Source organism: Pseudomonas sp. NPDC085632, assembly GCF_044541255.1.
Taxonomy (GTDB): domain Bacteria; phylum Pseudomonadota; class Gammaproteobacteria; order Pseudomonadales; family Pseudomonadaceae; genus Aquipseudomonas.
Genome location: NZ_JBITSX010000008.1, coordinates 21,970 through 38,302, shown reverse-complemented (window position 1 = coordinate 38,302; position 16,333 = coordinate 21,970). Strand labels below are relative to the sequence as shown.

Below are 16,333 nucleotides of genomic sequence, written 5' to 3'. Positions count from 1 at the left end.
TCGGCCCTTGCGAAGGGGGTTCGTGTCACAGGGCTGTCGCCTGAGGGTGGCAGGCTGGCGCGGACCCTGAACTTCAAGTTTTTACACCAGGAGATATCAATGAGCGTACTCGTAGGCAAACAAGCCCCTGACTTCACCGTCCCGGCCGTACTCGGCACTGGCGAGATCGTTGACAGCTTCACCCTGTCCTCGGCCATCAAAGGCAAATACGGCCTGGTGTTCTTCTACCCACTGGACTTCACCTTCGTCTGCCCGTCCGAGCTGATCGCTCTGGACAACCGCATGGCCGACTTCAAGGCACGCAACGTTGAAGTGATCGCTGTGTCGATCGATTCGCACTTCACTCACAACGCATGGCGCAACACCCCAGTGAACAATGGCGGCATCGGCCAGGTGAAATACACCATGGCTGCCGACATGAAGCACGACATCGCCAAGGCGTACGACGTTGAATCCGAAGGCGGCGTAGCTTTCCGTGGCGCGTTCCTGATCGACGACAAAGGCGTTGTCCGTTCGCAGATCATCAACGACCTGCCGCTGGGCCGTAACATGGAAGAGCTGATCCGCCTGGTCGACGCTCTGCAATTCCACGAAGAGCACGGCGAAGTCTGCCCTGCCAACTGGAAAAAAGGCGACAAAGGCATGAACGCTTCGCCAGAAGGCGTTGCTGCATACCTGACCGAGAACGCTGCCGCCCTGTAAGGCGCAACGTCGAGGTACAAAAAAACCGGCCCATGTGGCCGGTTTTTTTGTGCGTGGGATTGTGAGGAACAATCTCTCGGCATTATTTGTTTCAAAAGCTCGGGAAAAAACACTGGATGACTGAACAGTGGCTGGATAGGGTGGTGGTCAAGCGATAACGGGTCACGAGGGCGGTTGCCTTAGCCTCGATCGCGCCTCACTTCAGTAAGGACGGTGCAATGGATTGCATGATGCAGAAGGGGATTCAAATGCCGAGTAGCTTGGACGTTGCGGATTATTTCCTCTGCCTGGAAGGGCATGAGGGCGAGATCTCCAATCTCAAGATTCAAAAAATGGTTTATTACGCTCAAGGGTTCAGTCTGGCCGTCCATGGTGAGGCTCTCTTCCCTGAAAAGCTGGAAGCGTGGATGCACGGGCCAGTGGTCCCGGATCTGTATCGAAGATTCAGCCAATTTGGATCGAGTGCCATTCCTCCTCCAAGTGATTTCAATCCAGATGTTTTCAGTGCCAAACAACAACGTCTGCTCCACGAAGTGTTCGACGTTTATGGCCAGTTCTCGGCGTGGAAACTACGTCAGTTGACGCATGAAGAAGCCCCTTGGCGTAGGAACTACAAGGAAGGGGAGTTCAGCCGAGAAATTCCCGCCGGTGAGATGCAGGAGTATTTTCGGGAGCATTTGGTGAACTGAAAATGGCCAGGTTCAAGCGCAGGGAGCGCGAAGCGACGGTTACAGTAACGGCACGGACGTCCACCATCGAAAAGGATTCATCGGAAGCGCGACCTTCGGTTTTCTCATTTGAGTATTTGCAGAATGGCTGGTGCATTCAAGATTGCGAGGCCGTCGAGCGGTCGAAAATGCTTGAGCGTCTCAGGATCCTGGGAAAGATGCCTTGGAGAGAATTGCGCAAGGAGCATAGGCATCGCTATGGGTGTGAAACAATTGAGAGAAACAGCCTGAAAGTGGGGATTCCTGCTTTTTTAACAGGTGATGTCAGATTGTTGGTGTTTCGGGCTTTCGAACGTGTAGCGATGGTGGGTTACAAGAACCATCGGGTTTTTTACGTCGTGTGGATTGATCGAGAATTTAAGCTCTACAAGCATTAAACAAAAAACCGGCCCACGTGGCCGGTTTTTTATGCGCGGGATTCACTCAACGAGGATCAGTCGTCGAAGTCTTCCCAGCCGCCCATCTGTTTCCAGCGGTTGACGATGCCGCAGAACAGTTCAGCGGTCTTCTCGGTGTCGTAACGCGCCGAGTGTGCCTCACGGCCGTCGAAATCGATGTCGGCGGCCTGGCAGGCTTTCGCCAGTACGGTTTGACCGTACGCCAGACCGGCCAGCGTCGCGGTGTCGAAGCTGGAGAATGGGTGAAACGGGTTGCGCTTCATGTCCAGGCGCGCAACCGCAGCGTTGAGGAAGCCAAGATCGAAGCTGCTGTTGTGCCCGACCAGAATCGCACGCTTGCAGCCGTTGGCCTTCAGCGCCTTGCGAATGCCACGGAAGATGTCGGTCAACGCGGTTTCTTCGCTGACGGCCATGCGCAACGGGTGATCGAGCTTGATCCCGGTGAACTCCAGCGCTGCTGCTTCAATGTTGGCGCCTTCGAACGGCTCAACGCGGAAGAAGTAGGTGTGATCCGGGTAAACAAAACCCTTTTCATCCATGGCGATAGTGGTCGCGGCAATCTCCAGTAACGCGTCGGTGGCCGAGTTGAAGCCGCCGGTTTCTACGTCAACGACAACCGGCAGATAGCCGCGAAAGCGTGCTGCCATCGGGTGACGGGAACCGCCACCGCCACTTTGACCGTCCAGTTCGTCGTCGAAATGGTCTTCACTCACGCGTGTTCCTCCAGCAGGCGCCAGCGCAGTTTTTCACCGGCGCGCAGCGGGATAACGGTCAGCTCGCCGAATGGCAGGCTGGTCGGGGCGGTCCATTCTTCACGAACCAGGGTGATGCGATCGGTGTTTGCCGGCAGGCCGTAGAAACGCGGGCCGTTGAGGCTGGCGAAGGCTTCGAGCTTGTCCAGCGCGTTACGCTGTTCAAAGGCTTCGGCGTACATCTCGATGGCGGCGTACGCGGTGTAGCAGCCGGCGCAGCCGCAAGCGGCTTCCTTGGCGTGCTGCGCGTGCGGCGCCGAGTCGGTGCCGAGGAAGAACTTCGCGCTGCCGCTGGTGGCGGCGTCGAGCAGGGCTTCCTGATGCGTATTGCGCTTGAGGATCGGCAGGCAATAGAAGTGCGGCCGAATCCCGCCCACCAGCATGTGGTTGCGGTTGTAGAGCAGGTGATGCGCGGTGATCGTTGCGCCAACGTTGGTAGAAGCCTCGTTGACGAACTGCACGGCGTCGGCGGTGGTGATGTGTTCAAACACCACTTTCAGCGTCGGGAAACGCTCGACCACGCGGCGCATGTGCTCATCGATGAAGATCTTTTCGCGATCAAACACATCGACGTCGCCACGGGTGACTTCACCGTGGATCAACAGCGGCATGCCGACTTCGGCCATGGCTTCGATCGCCGGCAGAATCTTGTCGATGCTGGTCACGCCGGAGTCGGAGTTGGTGGTTGCGCCGGCCGGGTAAAGCTTGGCGGCGTAGACAAAACCACTGGCCTTGGCTTCACGAATTTCTTCGGGCTGGGTGCGGTCGGTGAGGTACAGCACCATCAGCGGCTCAAAGCGACTGCCGGCCGGGCGGGCAGCGAGAATCCGCTGGCGATAGCCGTCGGCTTCAGCGGCGTTGCGCACCGGAGGTACCAGGTTGGGCATGATGATGGCGCGACCAAAAGTGCGCGCAACATCGGCAACGGTATTGGTCAACACGGCACCATCGCGAAGATGAATGTGCCAGTCGTCGGGACGCAGCAGGGTCAGGCGGTCGGACATGAGGGGATTCCAGGCGGGTCAAACTGAGGCGAATGCTACCGGAAAAGACTCTTGCAGGCACTCGCTATCAAGTTTTGCCGGAACCTTCCGATATCCCGTAGGTATGCCGTAAACATAGTGTGAATCGGTCTTTGTGTTTCAGAAGCCAATGGAGCCTCCCGTGCGCCAGCGTTATTTAGCCTTGCTCAGTGTGTTTGCCAGCCTTCCCGCGATGGCGCTCACGTACCAGACCCGTCTGGAGAACATTGAGTGGACGGTCGCCGGGGACAAGTTCGAATGTCGTCTGACCCAGCCGATCACTGATTTCGGCTCGGGTGAGTTCGTGCGCAAGGCCGGTGAGCAGGCGATATTTCGTCTGAATGCCTACAACGCCATGCTTGGCGGCGGTTCAGCGACCTTGCTCGCGGCGGCGGCGCCTTGGCAACCGGGCCGGGGCGACATCAATCTGGGCAGCGTGCGGCTCGGCAGTGGCAACGTACTGTTCAGCAGCTCGCAGTCGCAGGCCGGCGGTCTGATCAGCGGTTTGCTGGACGGTCGCAGCCCCGTAGTACGTCGCGCGTCTGGCGATGGCCGCGTCTCTGAAGTCCGTCTGTTGCCGGTCAAATTCAGCAAGGCCTTCAACGATTATCAGACGTGTGTGGCGAAATTGCTGCCGCAGAATTTCGAGCAGATCAAACAGTCGCAGATCGGCTTCCCCGGCGAGGGCGTTGATCTCGATGCCGCCGCCAAGGCCAAGCTGCAAGTAATGCTCGAATTCATGAAGGCCGACCCGACGGTCAATCACATCGAACTCGACGGCCATTCCGACAACAGCGGTAATCGTCTGACCAACCGCGAACTGTCACGCCGCCGCGCGCTGGCCGTGGTCGACTTCTTCAAGGCCAATGGTATTCAGGAGTCGCAAATCACTGTGCGGTTCCATGGCGAGCAATATCCCATTGTCCCGAACACCAATGCGGCCAATCGCGCGAAGAACCGTCGGGTCAATGTAAAACTGGCGCGCGTGGCGCCGGTCAACCCCGCACCTGCGCCTCAAGCGAGCACGCCAGCCAGTACTGCAGCGACTTCCTGACCCGCCGGTCATCGTCGCGCTCTCGACAGATTCTGTCGCTTTGTCGTCTTAAGCTGTCGCGCCTCTGTAAATTATCGCGTTTGAGCGGTAGACTCCTCGGCTTTCCGTAGAACCCCGTGGAGTGATGGCATGGCGGACGTAAACAAGGTCGTTCTGGCGTATTCCGGCGGCCTGGACACTTCGGTGATCCTCAAGTGGCTGCAGGATACATATAACTGTGAAGTGGTGACCTTCACCGCTGATCTCGGTCAAGGCGAAGAGGTCGAGCCGGCCCGCGCCAAGGCTCAGGCCATGGGCGTCAAAGAAATCTACATCGACGATCTGCGCGAAGAATTCGTGCGTGATTTCGTGTACCCGATGTTCCGCGCCAACACCGTTTACGAGGGCGAGTACCTGCTGGGTACTTCCATCGCACGTCCTCTGATCGCCAAGCGTCTGATCGAAATTGCCAACGAAACCGGCGCTGACGCCATTTCCCATGGCGCCACCGGTAAAGGCAACGACCAGGTGCGTTTCGAACTGGGTGCCTACGCACTCAAGCCAGGCGTTAAAGTGATTGCCCCTTGGCGTGAGTGGGACCTGCTGTCCCGCGAGAAGCTGATGGACTACGCCGAGAAGCATGCGATCCCGATCGAGCGCCATGGCAAGAAGAAGTCTCCGTACTCGATGGACGCCAACCTGCTGCACATCTCCTATGAAGGCGGCGTGCTGGAAGATACCTGGACCGAGCACGAAGAAGACATGTGGAAATGGACCGTCTCCCCGGAGAACGCTCCTGACAAACCACAGTACCTGGAATTGACTTACCGTAACGGCGACATCGTGGCACTGGACGGCGTCGAAATGACCCCGGCCACCGTGCTGGCAACGCTGAACAAGATCGGTGGCGCTCACGGTATCGGCCGTCTCGACATCGTCGAAAACCGTTACGTCGGCATGAAGTCCCGCGGTTGCTACGAAACCCCGGGCGGCACCATCATGCTGCGCGCTCACCGCGCCATCGAGTCGATCACTCTGGACCGCGAAGTCGCTCACCTCAAAGACGAGCTGATGCCGAAATACGCCAGCCTGATCTACACCGGTTACTGGTGGAGCCCGGAGCGTCTGATGCTGCAGCAGATGATCGATGCTTCGCAGGTCAACGTGAACGGCGTTGTGCGCCTGAAACTGTACAAAGGCAACGTGATCGTGACCGGCCGCAAGTCCGACGATTCGCTGTTCGATGCCAACATCGCGACCTTCGAAGAAGATGGTGGTGCTTACAACCAGGCCGACGCGGCAGGCTTTATCAAGCTCAATGCGCTGCGCATGCGTATTGCGGCCAACAAGGGTCGCAAGCTGTTCTAAGCGTTGCAGACTGACGCGCAATGAAAAGGGCGGCCTTGTCATCGAGACAATGCCGCCCTTTTTGCGTAATTCTTTGGGTGTTTCTGTTTGAGTCATGTTCAGTTTTTCGCGTGTATGGCAACGACTCCGCCTTCAGGCCCGCCCTACTAGTGTCACCGCTTGTGAGCACAGGTTATAAACAATACATAGCGTGTTGCCAGAGCCTTTTTTTAAGTGCCTGATTTGCAGTAGTGCATTTTGCGTCAGTAAAACATCCGACACATGATTGGAAAGGAAGACGACCACGCGGGCAGTTTTCCTGTCCAGTTTGCGGATATTTTCGACCATTGTGGCTAACTCTCTCGATGCATCGACATCCCTGGCGTCTATGAGGTGGAGATTACTGATCGACGCGGGCAACTGAATGTTGTGCTGAACAATCAGGCTCGGTTTTGCCTTGATGTCCGCAGGCGGGTCAGGTGCGTTGTGTACTTTGCATGAGTCTTTGCATTCGACAGTGCCAGATTCGCTCGGCACGATACAACTGGAGAACCCGAACGTACCTGGCGTGGCAGTTTCTTGCGTCGAGGCATGTCGCTTGTTCTCGCGATCATTGGTATCGATTACTTTCAGGAAGTTTTTGTCTTTATCGAAATCGGAAGGTGAATAGAGGGAGCGGTAGTTGAAGTTCAAGGTGATAAAGAAAAGAAATAACAAGTAAAACGGAAAGCTGATCAAGAACCACACATAAATTTCCCTTTCCTCGTTGTCAAGGAAAGGCAGGGACACGGCGGCTGATGTTTCAGAGATGGCCGCAAATATGGCAATGACGGTCATTGGGTTGCTGATCTTTTTTTTATTTTTAGCATGTTCGTACTCTTTTGCCTGGTCTTTCTCATGGTTAATAAGTTCGTATTGTCTGGAGGTTGGTAGTTGAGTTTCAGTGTTTGTTTTTATAGCAAAATTATAGGGCTTGGTATAAATATCTTGTTTCAAGTGTTTATGTTTTCCTCGGTGTTATAGTGCGGGCGCCGCCGCGATTGCGTTGTATTTCCAATACCCCGAGATTTTCCAGTCGCGCGCATATGCTCAGGCGCCAATGCCGTTCGGGCGCAATGAGCTGCAGCGGCGAGGCGTGTGTTTTGCAACGGTTGTCGTAATCTGTAACAGGTTGAAAAGAGAAAATTTTCCTGCGGCGAAAGAAGTTGCGGCGTCGGATGTTTAGAGACAAGAGGTTTTTTTGTAGGATTAATCCGCGATGGATGTAGGGCATGTCTCTCGATGCGAGTGCGTGTTAACACTGGCACGCCATAGAGCAAGTGACTGGGCTATTGTGCGGGTTCTAAAAATTCGAACAGCGAAACTGGACTTGCCCATGAATAAAGTGCTGATCGTGGATGATCACCCTGTCATTCGTCTTGCGGTACGTATGCTGATGGAACGTCATGGCTACGAAGTCATCGCAGAAACTGATAACGGTGTGGATGCGTTACAACTTGCTCGAGAACAAATGCCGGATATTGTCATTCTGGACATTGGAATACCAAAACTTGATGGTCTTGAAGTTATCGCACGCCTGACTTCAACGGCCATGCCTATTAAAGTACTGGTACTGACTTCCCAGGCTCCCGGGCACTTTTCCATGCGCTGCATGCAATCGGGTGCGGCCGGCTATGTGTGCAAACAGCAGGACTTGACCGAGTTGCTCAGCGCAATCAAGGCCGTATTGTCCGGCTACAGTTATTTTCCCAATCAGGCTTTGCATACCGTGCGTACCAGTCTGGGCAATGCGAGTGAAGCCGATATGGTGGATCGTCTGTCCGGTCGGGAAATGATGGTGCTGCAGCAGTTGGCACGGGGCAAAACCAACAAGGAAATTGCAGATGGCATGTTTTTGAGCAACAAAACCGTGAGCACCTACAAGACGCGCTTGTTGTTGAAGCTCAATGCGCGTTCTCTGGTTGACCTGATCGAATTGGCGCAGCGTAATGGTCTGGTCTGAATCTATCGATGGCTGACAGGGTCATGGGCCGATCAAACTCAGCTAGCCGCGCAAAGAGAAAAGCCTCCGGTTCGGGAGGCTTTCAAGTATCAGAGATCAAAATCGTAATCGGCCAATTGCTTTTGCAGTCGGCGCTCCTCAAGCAGGTTATCGATCGTACGGCGCTTGCTGAGATTGGTCTTGGCGACTTCGACCACAGGTTCGGCGTCATCAGTTTCTGCAGCGATATCGTCATCTACATCCAGTGGCTCTTTGTCGCTACTCATAAGCTAACTCCCGGCTAAGAATGCCTTTGGCGCTCCTTATATCGACATTCCTGCAGCGGGTAAAAAAGATTTTTTCAATCGACTTATCAATAATTCCAATAGCCGGTCAATCGTCAGAAGTTTTGTCTTTGTACTCGCACAAGTCTTCGATCCGGCAACTCCCACACCGTGGCTTGCGGGCCAGGCACACGTAGCGACCGTGAAGAATCAGCCAATGATGAGAGTCGAGCAGGAATTCCTTGGGTACAAACTTCATCAGTTTGTTTTCCACTTCGACCACATTTTTGCCCGGTGCAATGCCGGTGCGGTTGCTGACGCGAAAGATGTGGGTGTCGACGGCCATGGTCAGTTGGCGGAAAGCCGTGTTGAGTACGACGTTGGCGGTTTTGCGGCCCACTCCCGGCAAGGCTTCGAGCTCTTCACGGGTTTGCGGGACCTCGCTGCCATGGCGTTCGACCAGCAAGCGGCAGGTTTCAATGACGTTCCTGGCCTTGCTGTTGTAGAGGCCGATCGTCTTGATGTATTCCGATAGACCTTCGACCCCTAAAGCGTGGATCGCCGCCGGCGTATTGGCCACCGGGAACAGCTTCGCCGTGGCTTTGTTGACGCCGACGTCAGTCGACTGCGCGGAAAGAATCACGGCAATCAACAGCTCGAATGGCGAGGAGTAGGCCAGTTCGGTCTTCGGCTCCGGATTGTCTTCATGCAGGCGGCGAAAAATCTCCAGACGTTTTGCAGCATTCATGGGCGATGCGTTTCCTTGGATATCGAGTGCGGGCGAAACATCGCCTGACGCGCCGCCAGCAGCAGCGCCAACAAAATAAAAGCACCGGGGATCAAAGTGATCAGGTGCAGCCCTTCGCTAAATACAACCAGTCCGGAGCCATGCTCGAACAACTCCCGGCCAAGGCTGCCCTGACCGATGATTTCACGCAGCGCCGCGAGCACCAGCATCAAACTGCCAAACAATGCGCAAAGTTTGAAGCGCTGGGCCAGCGGTCGGGCGAAGAAACCTTTGTGCTCCAGCACCACGCACTGCAAGGCGATCAATCCGCCATAGAGACCGAACGACTGATGCCACGCCAGAAACCAGCGTTGCACCAGAAGATCTGCGCAACTGGTTAACGTTGCAGCAAGCAGCACACCGGCCAGCAAGGCACTCCCATCTGACATGCGCGGGCGCAGCGGTGACATGCCCAAAGCATAAATGACCACCACGAGGACAAACATCAACATCGTCCCCAACGCGTCGGTCAGAGAAACGGTGGTGCCCAGCAACAGCACCAGCATCAGTGAGTTGGACAGGTTCATGCTCCGCTCCCCAATAACGCCGTTCGATGTGCGTCAAAGTAACGCAACGCATCCTGTATCGCGTTGATGGCTGCGCGCGAAGTAATGGTCGCCCCGGCCATTTGATCGAATTGCCCCTGATCTTTTTTCAATGCCCAGCCAGCGTCATTCGGTTCACCGCGTGATTTGCCGGTGAAAACCTGAAGCCAGCGGTTCGGCCAGTCGCCAATGGGCCCGCCAAGTGCCGGGGTTTCGTTTTGCTTGAGGGTTTTCACGCCGAGCAACTTGCCGTTGGCATCGATAGCAATCAGCAATTCAATGACACCGGCGTAGCCCTCGGTCTGGTTACGCAGCAGCACTGCAACGGTTTGACCCTTCTTGGTTGCGCGGTAACCAGCCGCGAGCGTGCTATGGCTCAGCCCCGTATCGGTCAGTGTAACCGGCTGGTCCAGCGGTTGATTGTCGTAGCTGTCAGCGGGAAGCACGTCGAGCAATTTGCGACTGTCGACCAAGCGCTGCTCAGCCGCGATCTGCGGTGCACTGCTGCGTTGCAGCAAGTACGTCGCGCCAATGCCGACCACCGCCAACAACAATAACGTCAGTGCGCTGGCCCTGCGGTTCATGAGCTCACCTGGGGCTGACGAATAGCGGCAAACCGCTCCAGCGCCGGCACGCAAAGGTTCATCAGCAACACCGCAAACGCCACGCCATCAGGGTAACCGCCCCAGGTGCGAATCGCATAAGTCAGCAGGCCGACGCCGACACCGAACAGCAGGCGGGCGAGCGTGGCTTTAGCACCCGAGACCGGTTCAGTGATGATGAAGAACGCGCCCAGCATGGTCGCGCCACTGAGCAGGTGGAACAGCGGCGAACCCTGAGAGTCCGACCCGGAGCCATTCCAGAACAGCAGGCTGACCACAAACAGGCTGCCGAGCATGCCTGCCGGTGCGTGCCAACCGAAGACCCGGCGCTGCAGCAAAAACAACCCACCGGCGAGAAACGCCAGATTCACCCATTCCACACCGTGTCCGCCAAAGCGACCGAAGGCCGGATTATTGGCGAACAGTTCGTCCATGGTCAGGCTTTTGTTGATGCGCAGGCTGTCCAGCACGGTGGCTTGTGCCCAGGCGTCAGGTGACTGTCCGGCGCCGAAAACCTGTTCAAATGCGGCGGTCAAGTCCAGGCCATGGGCCGGCCATTGGGTCATCGGTTGCGGGAACATCAGCATGATCAAGGCAAATCCGAGCATCGCCGGATTGAACGGATTTCTACCGACACCGCCGTACACGTGCTTGCCGAACAACAGACCCGAAACAATGGCCGTCATCGTCAGCCACCAAGGGCAATAAGGCGGCAGGGCGACAGCCAGCAATGTCGCGCTGACCAACGCACTGCCATCGCTCAACGCTGGCTGGATTGGCTGTCGACGCAGACGGGCGACGCTGGCCTCGACAGTCAGCGCGGCGACGATAGCCAGCAGCAGATTGATCAACACGCCCCAGCCGTAAAACCAGAACAGCGCCAGCAGCCCCGGCAACGTGGCCAGCAGCACCAGCTTCATCGCCTGTTGCAGGCGATTGTCCGGTGTTTCAAGGGGAGACATGGTCTTGTACCTGACGCTCGGCGTTTTGCAGGCGGGCGCGGGCCTTGTCGAGGATTTCGGGGGGCGTGTCGGCGCGTCGTTCGAGTTTGTTGAGGTCCGCACGAGCGTAGGCCAATTCGGTTTTCAACTGGCGAAGCTGGCTGTCGATCGGACGTTTTTCGACGCGTACCAAGTCAGGCAATGGCTGTTCGCTTGTGGCTTCGGCGGCGTGCAGGGCCTGTTCGGCGTCGCGCAATGCCTGTTCCAGCGCGGCGATCTGTTCGGGCGCCGCTTCGGCGGTTTGGGCTTTTTTCAGTTCAGCGCGGCGCATGGCTAACTGGATCTTTGCCCGTTTCAGATCGGCGTCTTTGGCGGGGGCAGGCACGCTGGGCGCTGGCGCCGGACTGCTTTCAAGTTTCGCCAAGGCCTGTTGGGCTGCTTCGAACTGCTGCTGCAACACGATCAGTTGCGTCTGCTGCTCAAACGTCGGCGGATGTCCGAAGGCTTTCAGCGATTTGTGCAGTTGCGCACGGCTCATGGCCACATCGATCTTGGCTTTCTTCAGCGCCGCATCAGCGCTCGCCGCTTTCTGCGCACGCACCCGCTCGAGCGCAGCCTGCACCGGATTGGTTGCACTCACTTCAGGTTGCGCCGCCCGTTTCGCCCGCGCTTCACGCTCTGCCTGCTTTTGTTGTTCTTCGCGTTGCAAGCGCTCGTTTCGTCGCTCGAAACGTTGGCGTGCGTGATCGCGTTTGGCCGCCCGTGCCCGCTGTTCTTCAAGACTGAAGGCCAGACCGCCCACCACCGGTACTGTGCTCGGTGGCAATGGATGCATTTCAATGCAATCCACCGGGCATGGCGCGACACACAGGTCGCAACCGGTGCACTCGTCAATGATCACCGTGTGCATCAGTTTCGCCGCGCCGACAATCGCGTCGATCGGGCAGGCCTGAATGCACTTGGTGCAGCCAATGCATTCGGCTTCACGAATGAACGCCACTTGCGGCGGCGCCGAACCGCGACGGATGTCCAGTTCCAGCACCGGTACTTTCAACAGCTCCGCCAGCGCGGCGATGGTTTCGTCACCGCCCGGCGGGCACTTGTTGATCGGCTCGCCCTCGGCGATACCTTGTGCATAGGGCTTGCATCCGGGATGGCCGCACTTGCCGCATTGGGTCTGCGGCAGAAGGGCATCGATGCGTTGAATCAGACTCATGTTTTGATCAGTCCACTGAATCCGAGAAAAATCACTGCGATCAGTCCGGCGCCGATCAGATCGATCGGCAGGCCGCGGAAGGGCAGGGGAATGTCGTTGTCGGCGGTGCGTTCACGCAAATCACTGAACAGGCTCAGCACCAGCCAGAAACCCAGCCCGGCACCGAGGCTGAGCGCCGTCGCGTGGAGCAGGCCTTGATCGTTTTGTACGTTGATCAGCGTCAGCCCCAATACACCGGCATTACCCAGCAACAGTGGCCATAACCCTTCAAACGGCAGGCCAGGGAGCCAGCGCGCCAGCAGGTTCAACAGCGGCGTGATCAGCAAAACGCTTAACGGCAGAAACACGAACAGCCGCAATGCTTCAAGTTGCAGCGGCACCAGTAGCCAATGCCAGATCGCGTAACCGATGACACCTACGATCAGCATCAGACACAACGTCGCCAACCCCAACGCATGCAACTGTCGGCGACTGCCTGCCAACAGCGGATCGACGCCCAGCGGCCAGTGCAACACGAAGTTGTTGAGCAGCGCAGCACTGATGAGCGTAAGCACAAATTCGGTCATGGTTCTGCCAGCGAAACGGGCGGGTGTCTCTTAAGGTTAGGCATTATCCGGCCAGATATGAAAAATCCCACAGGCATGCGTGGCACGCCTGTGGGATCGATTTGCCGCCGAGTGTTACTTGATGCGTTGACCTGGCTTGGCGCCGCTGTCCGGGCTGAGCAGGTAAATCTCTTCACCGCCAGGGCCAGCCGCCATCACCATGCCTTCAGAGATACCGAACTTCATTTTCCGTGGCTTGAGGTTGGCGATCATCATGGTCAGGCGACCGTCGAGCTTGGACGGATCCGGATAAGCGCTCTTGATGCCTGAAAACACGTTGCGTTGCTCGTCACCGATGTCGAGGGTCAGGCGCAGCAGCTTGTCGGCGCCTTCCACGTGTTCAGCCTTGACGATCAGCGCGACGCGCAGGTCGATGGCGGCAAAAGCGTCGAAGTCGATTTCCGGCGACAGCGGGTCCTTGGCCAGCTCGCCATTGCCGGCCGGGGCGACTGCGCCGGTGTCGGTCTGGCTGGCGGTCAGGTCTTCTTTCGAGGCGTCGCTCATGGCTTGCACCTTTACCGGGTCGATGCGGGTCATCAACGGTTTGAATTCGTTCAACTGGTGGTTGGCCAGCAGCGTGGTGTGGTCGTTCCAGGTCAGCGGGGCGACGTTGAGGAACGCTTCGGCATCGGCGGCCAGTAACGGCAGTACCGGTTTGAGGAAGATCACCAGTTGGCGGAACAGGTTGATGGCGGTGGCGCAGATCGCCTGGACTTCATCCTGCTTGCCTTCCTGCTTGTTCAGCGACCATGGCGCCTTGTCGGCGATCCACGCATTGGCACGGTCGGCCAGGGCCATGGTTTCACGCATGGCGCGGGCGAAGTCGCGGGCTTCATAGGCGTCGGCAATACTCGGCGCGGCGGCGAGGAAGGCCTCGGTCAGCTCTGGCGCGGCATTGGTGTCGACCAGCAGGCCGCCGTTGCCTTTCTGGATGAAGCCGGCGCAACGGCTGGCGATGTTGACCACTTTGCCGACCAGGTCGGAGTTGACCTTCTGCACGAAGTCTTCGAGGTTCAGGTCGAGGTCATCGACGCCACGGCCCAGCTTGGCCGCGTAGTAGTAGCGCAGGTATTCCGGCGACAGGTGATCCAGGTAGGTGCGCGCCTTGATGAAGGTGCCGCGCGACTTGGACATTTTCTGGCCATTGACGGTCAGGTAGCCGTGCACGTTGATGCCGGTCGGCTTGCGGTAGCCCGCGCCTTCAAGCATCGCTGGCCAGAACAGCGCGTGGAAATTGACGATGTCCTTGCCGATGAAGTGGTACAGCTCGGCGGTGGAATCCTTGGCCCAGAATGCGTCGAAATCCAGCTCCGGCGTACGGTCGCAAAGGTTCTTGAAGCTGGCCATGTAGCCGATCGGCGCGTCCAGCCACACGTAGAAATACTTGCCCGGCTCGCCCGGAATCTCGAAACCGAAGTACGGCGCATCGCGGGAGATGTCCCACTGTTGCAGGCCGGCGTCCAGCCATTCGGCGATCTTGTTGGCGACAGCGTCCTGCAGGGTGCCGCTGCGGGTCCAGGTCTGCAGCATTTGCTGGAAGTCTGGCAGTTTGAAGAAGAAGTGCTGGGAATCCTTGAGCACCGGGGTGGCGCCAGAGATTGCCGACTTCGGATCCTTCAGGTCGGTCGGGGCGTAAGTCGCACCGCATTTTTCGCAGTTGTCGCCGTACTGGTCTTCAGTGCCGCATTTCGGGCAGGTGCCCTTGATGAAACGGTCGGCCAGGAACATTTTCTTGTCCGGGTCGAAATACTGGGTGATCGAGCGTTGGGCGATGTGCCCGGCGTCACGCAGCTTGAGGTAGATCTGGCTCGACAGCTCACGGTTTTCTTCGGCGTGAGTGGAGTGGAAGTTATCGAAATCAACGAGGAACTCGGCAAAGTCGGCGCTGTGTTCAGCCTGCACGTTGGCGATCAGTTGTTCCGGGGTGATGCCTTCCTTTTCCGCGCGCAGCATGATCGCCGAACCGTGGGCGTCGTCGGCGCAGACATAAATGCATTGATTGCCGCGATGCTTCTGGAAGCGCACCCACATATCGGTCTGGATATATTCCAGCATATGGCCAAGGTGAATCGAACCGTTGGCGTAGGGCAGGGCGCTGGTGACGAGGATCTTGCGTGGTTCGGACATGTGGGGCTTCGCTACTTGATGAAACGGAGGTCGGCCACTATAAAGCGCCGGGCAAGATATTTCACCCCTGCAAATCGTTGCCGGGCGTGCCGTCCGGAGGATAGAAGGGGTAGGATACCCGCCATCTTTTCCCAGTCTTGTTATCGGAGTTGCCCATGAGCGCCGTCACTCGCGCAGCGGTGGAAGCCGTCCTCAGCCAATACACCGACCCTTACCTGAACCAGGATCCGGTCAGCGCCGGTTGCGTGAAGCACATCGAGATCGTCGGTGACCGCGTCAACGTGCAGCTGGAAATCGGTTACGCCGCCGGTCTGTTCAAGAGCGGCTGGGCGCAAATGCTGCAACTGGCCATCGAAAACCTCGACGGTGTGGTGATCGCCAAGGTTGAAGTGAACAGTGTCATCGCCGCGCACAAGGCTCAGGCGCAGATTCCCGGGCTGGCCAACGTCAAGAACGTGGTCGCCGTGGCGTCCGGCAAGGGTGGCGTGGGCAAGTCGACCACCGCCGCCAACCTCGCGCTGGCACTGGCACGTGAAGGCGCCAAGGTCGGGATTCTCGATGCTGATATCTACGGCCCGAGCCAAGGCATCATGTTCGGCATTCCCGAGCGCACCCGCCCGGAGGTCAAGGATCAGAAGTGGTTCGTGCCGCTCAAGGCGCACGGTGTCGAAGTCATGTCGATGGCCTTTCTGACCGACGACAACACGCCGATGGTCTGGCGTGGGCCGATGGTCTCCGGCGCACTGCTGCAACTGGTCACGCAAACCGCGTGGGGTGATCTGGATTATCTGGTCATCGACATGCCGCCCGGCACTGGCGACATTCAGCTGACCCTGGCGCAGAAAGTCCCGGTGGCCGGGGCGGTGATCGTCACCACGCCACAGGATCTGGCACTGCTGGACGCACGCAAAGGCGTGGAAATGTTCCGCAAGGTCAACATTCCGGTGCTGGGCGTGGTAGAAAACATGGCCGTGCACATCTGCTCGAACTGCGGGCATGCCGAGCATCTGTTCGGTGAGGGCGGTGGTGAAAAACTGGCGACCCAGTACGGCGTAGAGCTGCTGGCTTCGCTGCCATTGTCGATGCTGATCCGCGAACAGGCCGACGGCGGCAAGCCAACGGTGATCGCCGAGCCGGACAGCCAGATTGCCATGGTCTATCAGGAACTGGCCCGCCATGTCGGCGCGCGGATCGTGTTGCAGGAAGCGGCAACCCCGGCGATGCCGAACATCACCATCAGCGACGATTAACCGAAAAGATCGC

18 protein-coding genes are annotated in these 16,333 nt (G+C 57.7%); 7 read left to right on the top strand and 11 right to left on the bottom strand.

The window, feature by feature from the left end; translation table 11 throughout:
- The first annotated feature begins 99 nt into the window (after positions 1-99).
- The 3 genes from ACIF4X_RS08890 (at position 100) to ACIF4X_RS08880 (ending at position 1,807) form a co-directional block, all read left to right on the top strand.
- Positions 100-702, top strand: a complete 603-nt coding sequence (locus ACIF4X_RS08890; protein ID WP_397481823.1) for a peroxiredoxin — start codon at positions 100-102, stop codon at positions 700-702.
- Between the two features lie 218 nt (positions 703-920).
- Positions 921-1,391: a Panacea domain-containing protein gene (locus tag ACIF4X_RS08885; RefSeq protein WP_397481822.1), complete on the top strand. Its 471-nt coding sequence runs from the start codon at positions 921-923 to the stop codon at positions 1,389-1,391.
- Between the two features lie 2 nt (positions 1,392-1,393).
- Entirely contained in the window at positions 1,394-1,807 is a 414-nt protein-coding gene (locus tag ACIF4X_RS08880) for a hypothetical protein (protein ID WP_397481821.1), read from the top strand.
- Between the two features lie 56 nt (positions 1,808-1,863).
- Here ACIF4X_RS08880 and rnt read toward each other — a convergent pair whose 3' ends face one another.
- Positions 1,864-2,541 (bottom strand): ribonuclease T, encoded by a 678-nt coding sequence (gene rnt, locus ACIF4X_RS08875; protein ID WP_007916667.1) that lies wholly within the window; start codon positions 2,539-2,541, stop codon positions 1,864-1,866.
- Entirely contained in the window at positions 2,538-3,584 is a 1,047-nt protein-coding gene (gene pyrC, locus ACIF4X_RS08870; RefSeq protein WP_397481820.1) for a dihydroorotase, read from the bottom strand. Before pyrC ends, rnt begins: the two co-directional genes overlap by 4 nt.
- 160 nt (positions 3,585-3,744) lie before the next feature.
- On the opposite strand from pyrC, the gene ACIF4X_RS08865 reads away from it, so the two are divergent.
- Both ACIF4X_RS08865 and ACIF4X_RS08860 read left to right on the top strand, forming a co-directional pair.
- Complete coding sequence (locus ACIF4X_RS08865; protein ID WP_397481819.1) at positions 3,745-4,656, top strand: OmpA family protein; 912 nt, start codon at positions 3,745-3,747, stop codon at positions 4,654-4,656.
- Positions 4,657-4,785: 129 nt separating this feature from the next.
- A complete protein-coding gene (locus tag ACIF4X_RS08860; RefSeq protein WP_016986656.1) occupies positions 4,786-6,003 on the top strand; it encodes an argininosuccinate synthase in 1,218 nt (405 codons plus the stop codon).
- 132 nt (positions 6,004-6,135) lie between these two features.
- On the opposite strand, the gene ACIF4X_RS08855 is transcribed toward ACIF4X_RS08860, so the two are convergent.
- Positions 6,136-6,819 (bottom strand): hypothetical protein, encoded by a 684-nt coding sequence (locus ACIF4X_RS08855; RefSeq protein ID WP_397481897.1) that lies wholly within the window; start codon positions 6,817-6,819, stop codon positions 6,136-6,138.
- A gap of 538 nt (positions 6,820-7,357) precedes the next feature.
- On the opposite strand from ACIF4X_RS08855, the gene ACIF4X_RS08850 reads away from it, so the two are divergent.
- Positions 7,358-7,984, top strand: a complete 627-nt coding sequence (locus ACIF4X_RS08850; protein ID WP_007916656.1) for a response regulator transcription factor — start codon at positions 7,358-7,360, stop codon at positions 7,982-7,984.
- A gap of 89 nt (positions 7,985-8,073) precedes the next feature.
- Here the strand turns inward: ACIF4X_RS08850 and ACIF4X_RS08845 are convergent, their stop codons facing one another.
- From ACIF4X_RS08845 to metG, 8 genes are all read right to left on the bottom strand, one after another.
- Positions 8,074-8,250, bottom strand: coding sequence for a PA3496 family putative envelope integrity protein (locus ACIF4X_RS08845; protein ID WP_178113747.1), 177 nt, complete (start codon positions 8,248-8,250; stop codon positions 8,074-8,076).
- Positions 8,251-8,356: 106 nt separating this feature from the next.
- Positions 8,357-8,995, bottom strand: a complete 639-nt coding sequence (gene nth, locus ACIF4X_RS08840) for an endonuclease III (RefSeq protein WP_397481818.1) — start codon at positions 8,993-8,995, stop codon at positions 8,357-8,359.
- On the bottom strand, positions 8,992-9,561 hold the full coding sequence (locus ACIF4X_RS08835) for an Rnf-Nqr domain containing protein (RefSeq protein WP_397481817.1): 570 nt from the start codon (positions 9,559-9,561) through the stop codon (positions 8,992-8,994). The genes nth and ACIF4X_RS08835 overlap by 4 nt, the downstream gene beginning before the upstream one ends.
- Positions 9,558-10,163, bottom strand: a complete 606-nt coding sequence (locus tag ACIF4X_RS08830; RefSeq protein ID WP_397481816.1) for an RnfABCDGE type electron transport complex subunit G — start codon at positions 10,161-10,163, stop codon at positions 9,558-9,560. The genes ACIF4X_RS08835 and ACIF4X_RS08830 overlap by 4 nt, the downstream gene beginning before the upstream one ends.
- The gene (locus tag ACIF4X_RS08825) at positions 10,160-11,143 is read right to left on the bottom strand and encodes an RnfABCDGE type electron transport complex subunit D (RefSeq protein ID WP_397481815.1); all 984 of its coding nucleotides are present in this window, start codon (positions 11,141-11,143) and stop codon (positions 10,160-10,162) included. Before ACIF4X_RS08825 ends, ACIF4X_RS08830 begins: the two co-directional genes overlap by 4 nt.
- Positions 11,130-12,338 (bottom strand): electron transport complex subunit RsxB, encoded by a 1,209-nt coding sequence (gene rsxB / locus ACIF4X_RS08820; protein WP_397481814.1) that lies wholly within the window; start codon positions 12,336-12,338, stop codon positions 11,130-11,132. The genes ACIF4X_RS08825 and rsxB overlap by 14 nt, the downstream gene beginning before the upstream one ends.
- Positions 12,335-12,904 (bottom strand): electron transport complex protein RnfA, encoded by a 570-nt coding sequence (locus ACIF4X_RS08815; RefSeq protein WP_397481813.1) that lies wholly within the window; start codon positions 12,902-12,904, stop codon positions 12,335-12,337. The genes rsxB and ACIF4X_RS08815 overlap by 4 nt, the downstream gene beginning before the upstream one ends.
- 114 nt (positions 12,905-13,018) lie before the next feature.
- Positions 13,019-15,070 carry a methionine--tRNA ligase gene (metG, locus tag ACIF4X_RS08810; protein ID WP_397481812.1) on the bottom strand — a complete coding sequence of 684 codons (2,052 nt, stop codon included), beginning with the start codon at positions 15,068-15,070 and terminating at the stop codon, positions 13,019-13,021.
- A 155-nt stretch (positions 15,071-15,225) separates the two neighbouring features.
- On the opposite strand from metG, the gene apbC reads away from it, so the two are divergent.
- A complete protein-coding gene (gene apbC / locus ACIF4X_RS08805; RefSeq protein ID WP_397481811.1) occupies positions 15,226-16,320 on the top strand; it encodes an iron-sulfur cluster carrier protein ApbC in 1,095 nt (364 codons plus the stop codon).
- Positions 16,321-16,333: the final 13 nt, after the last annotated feature.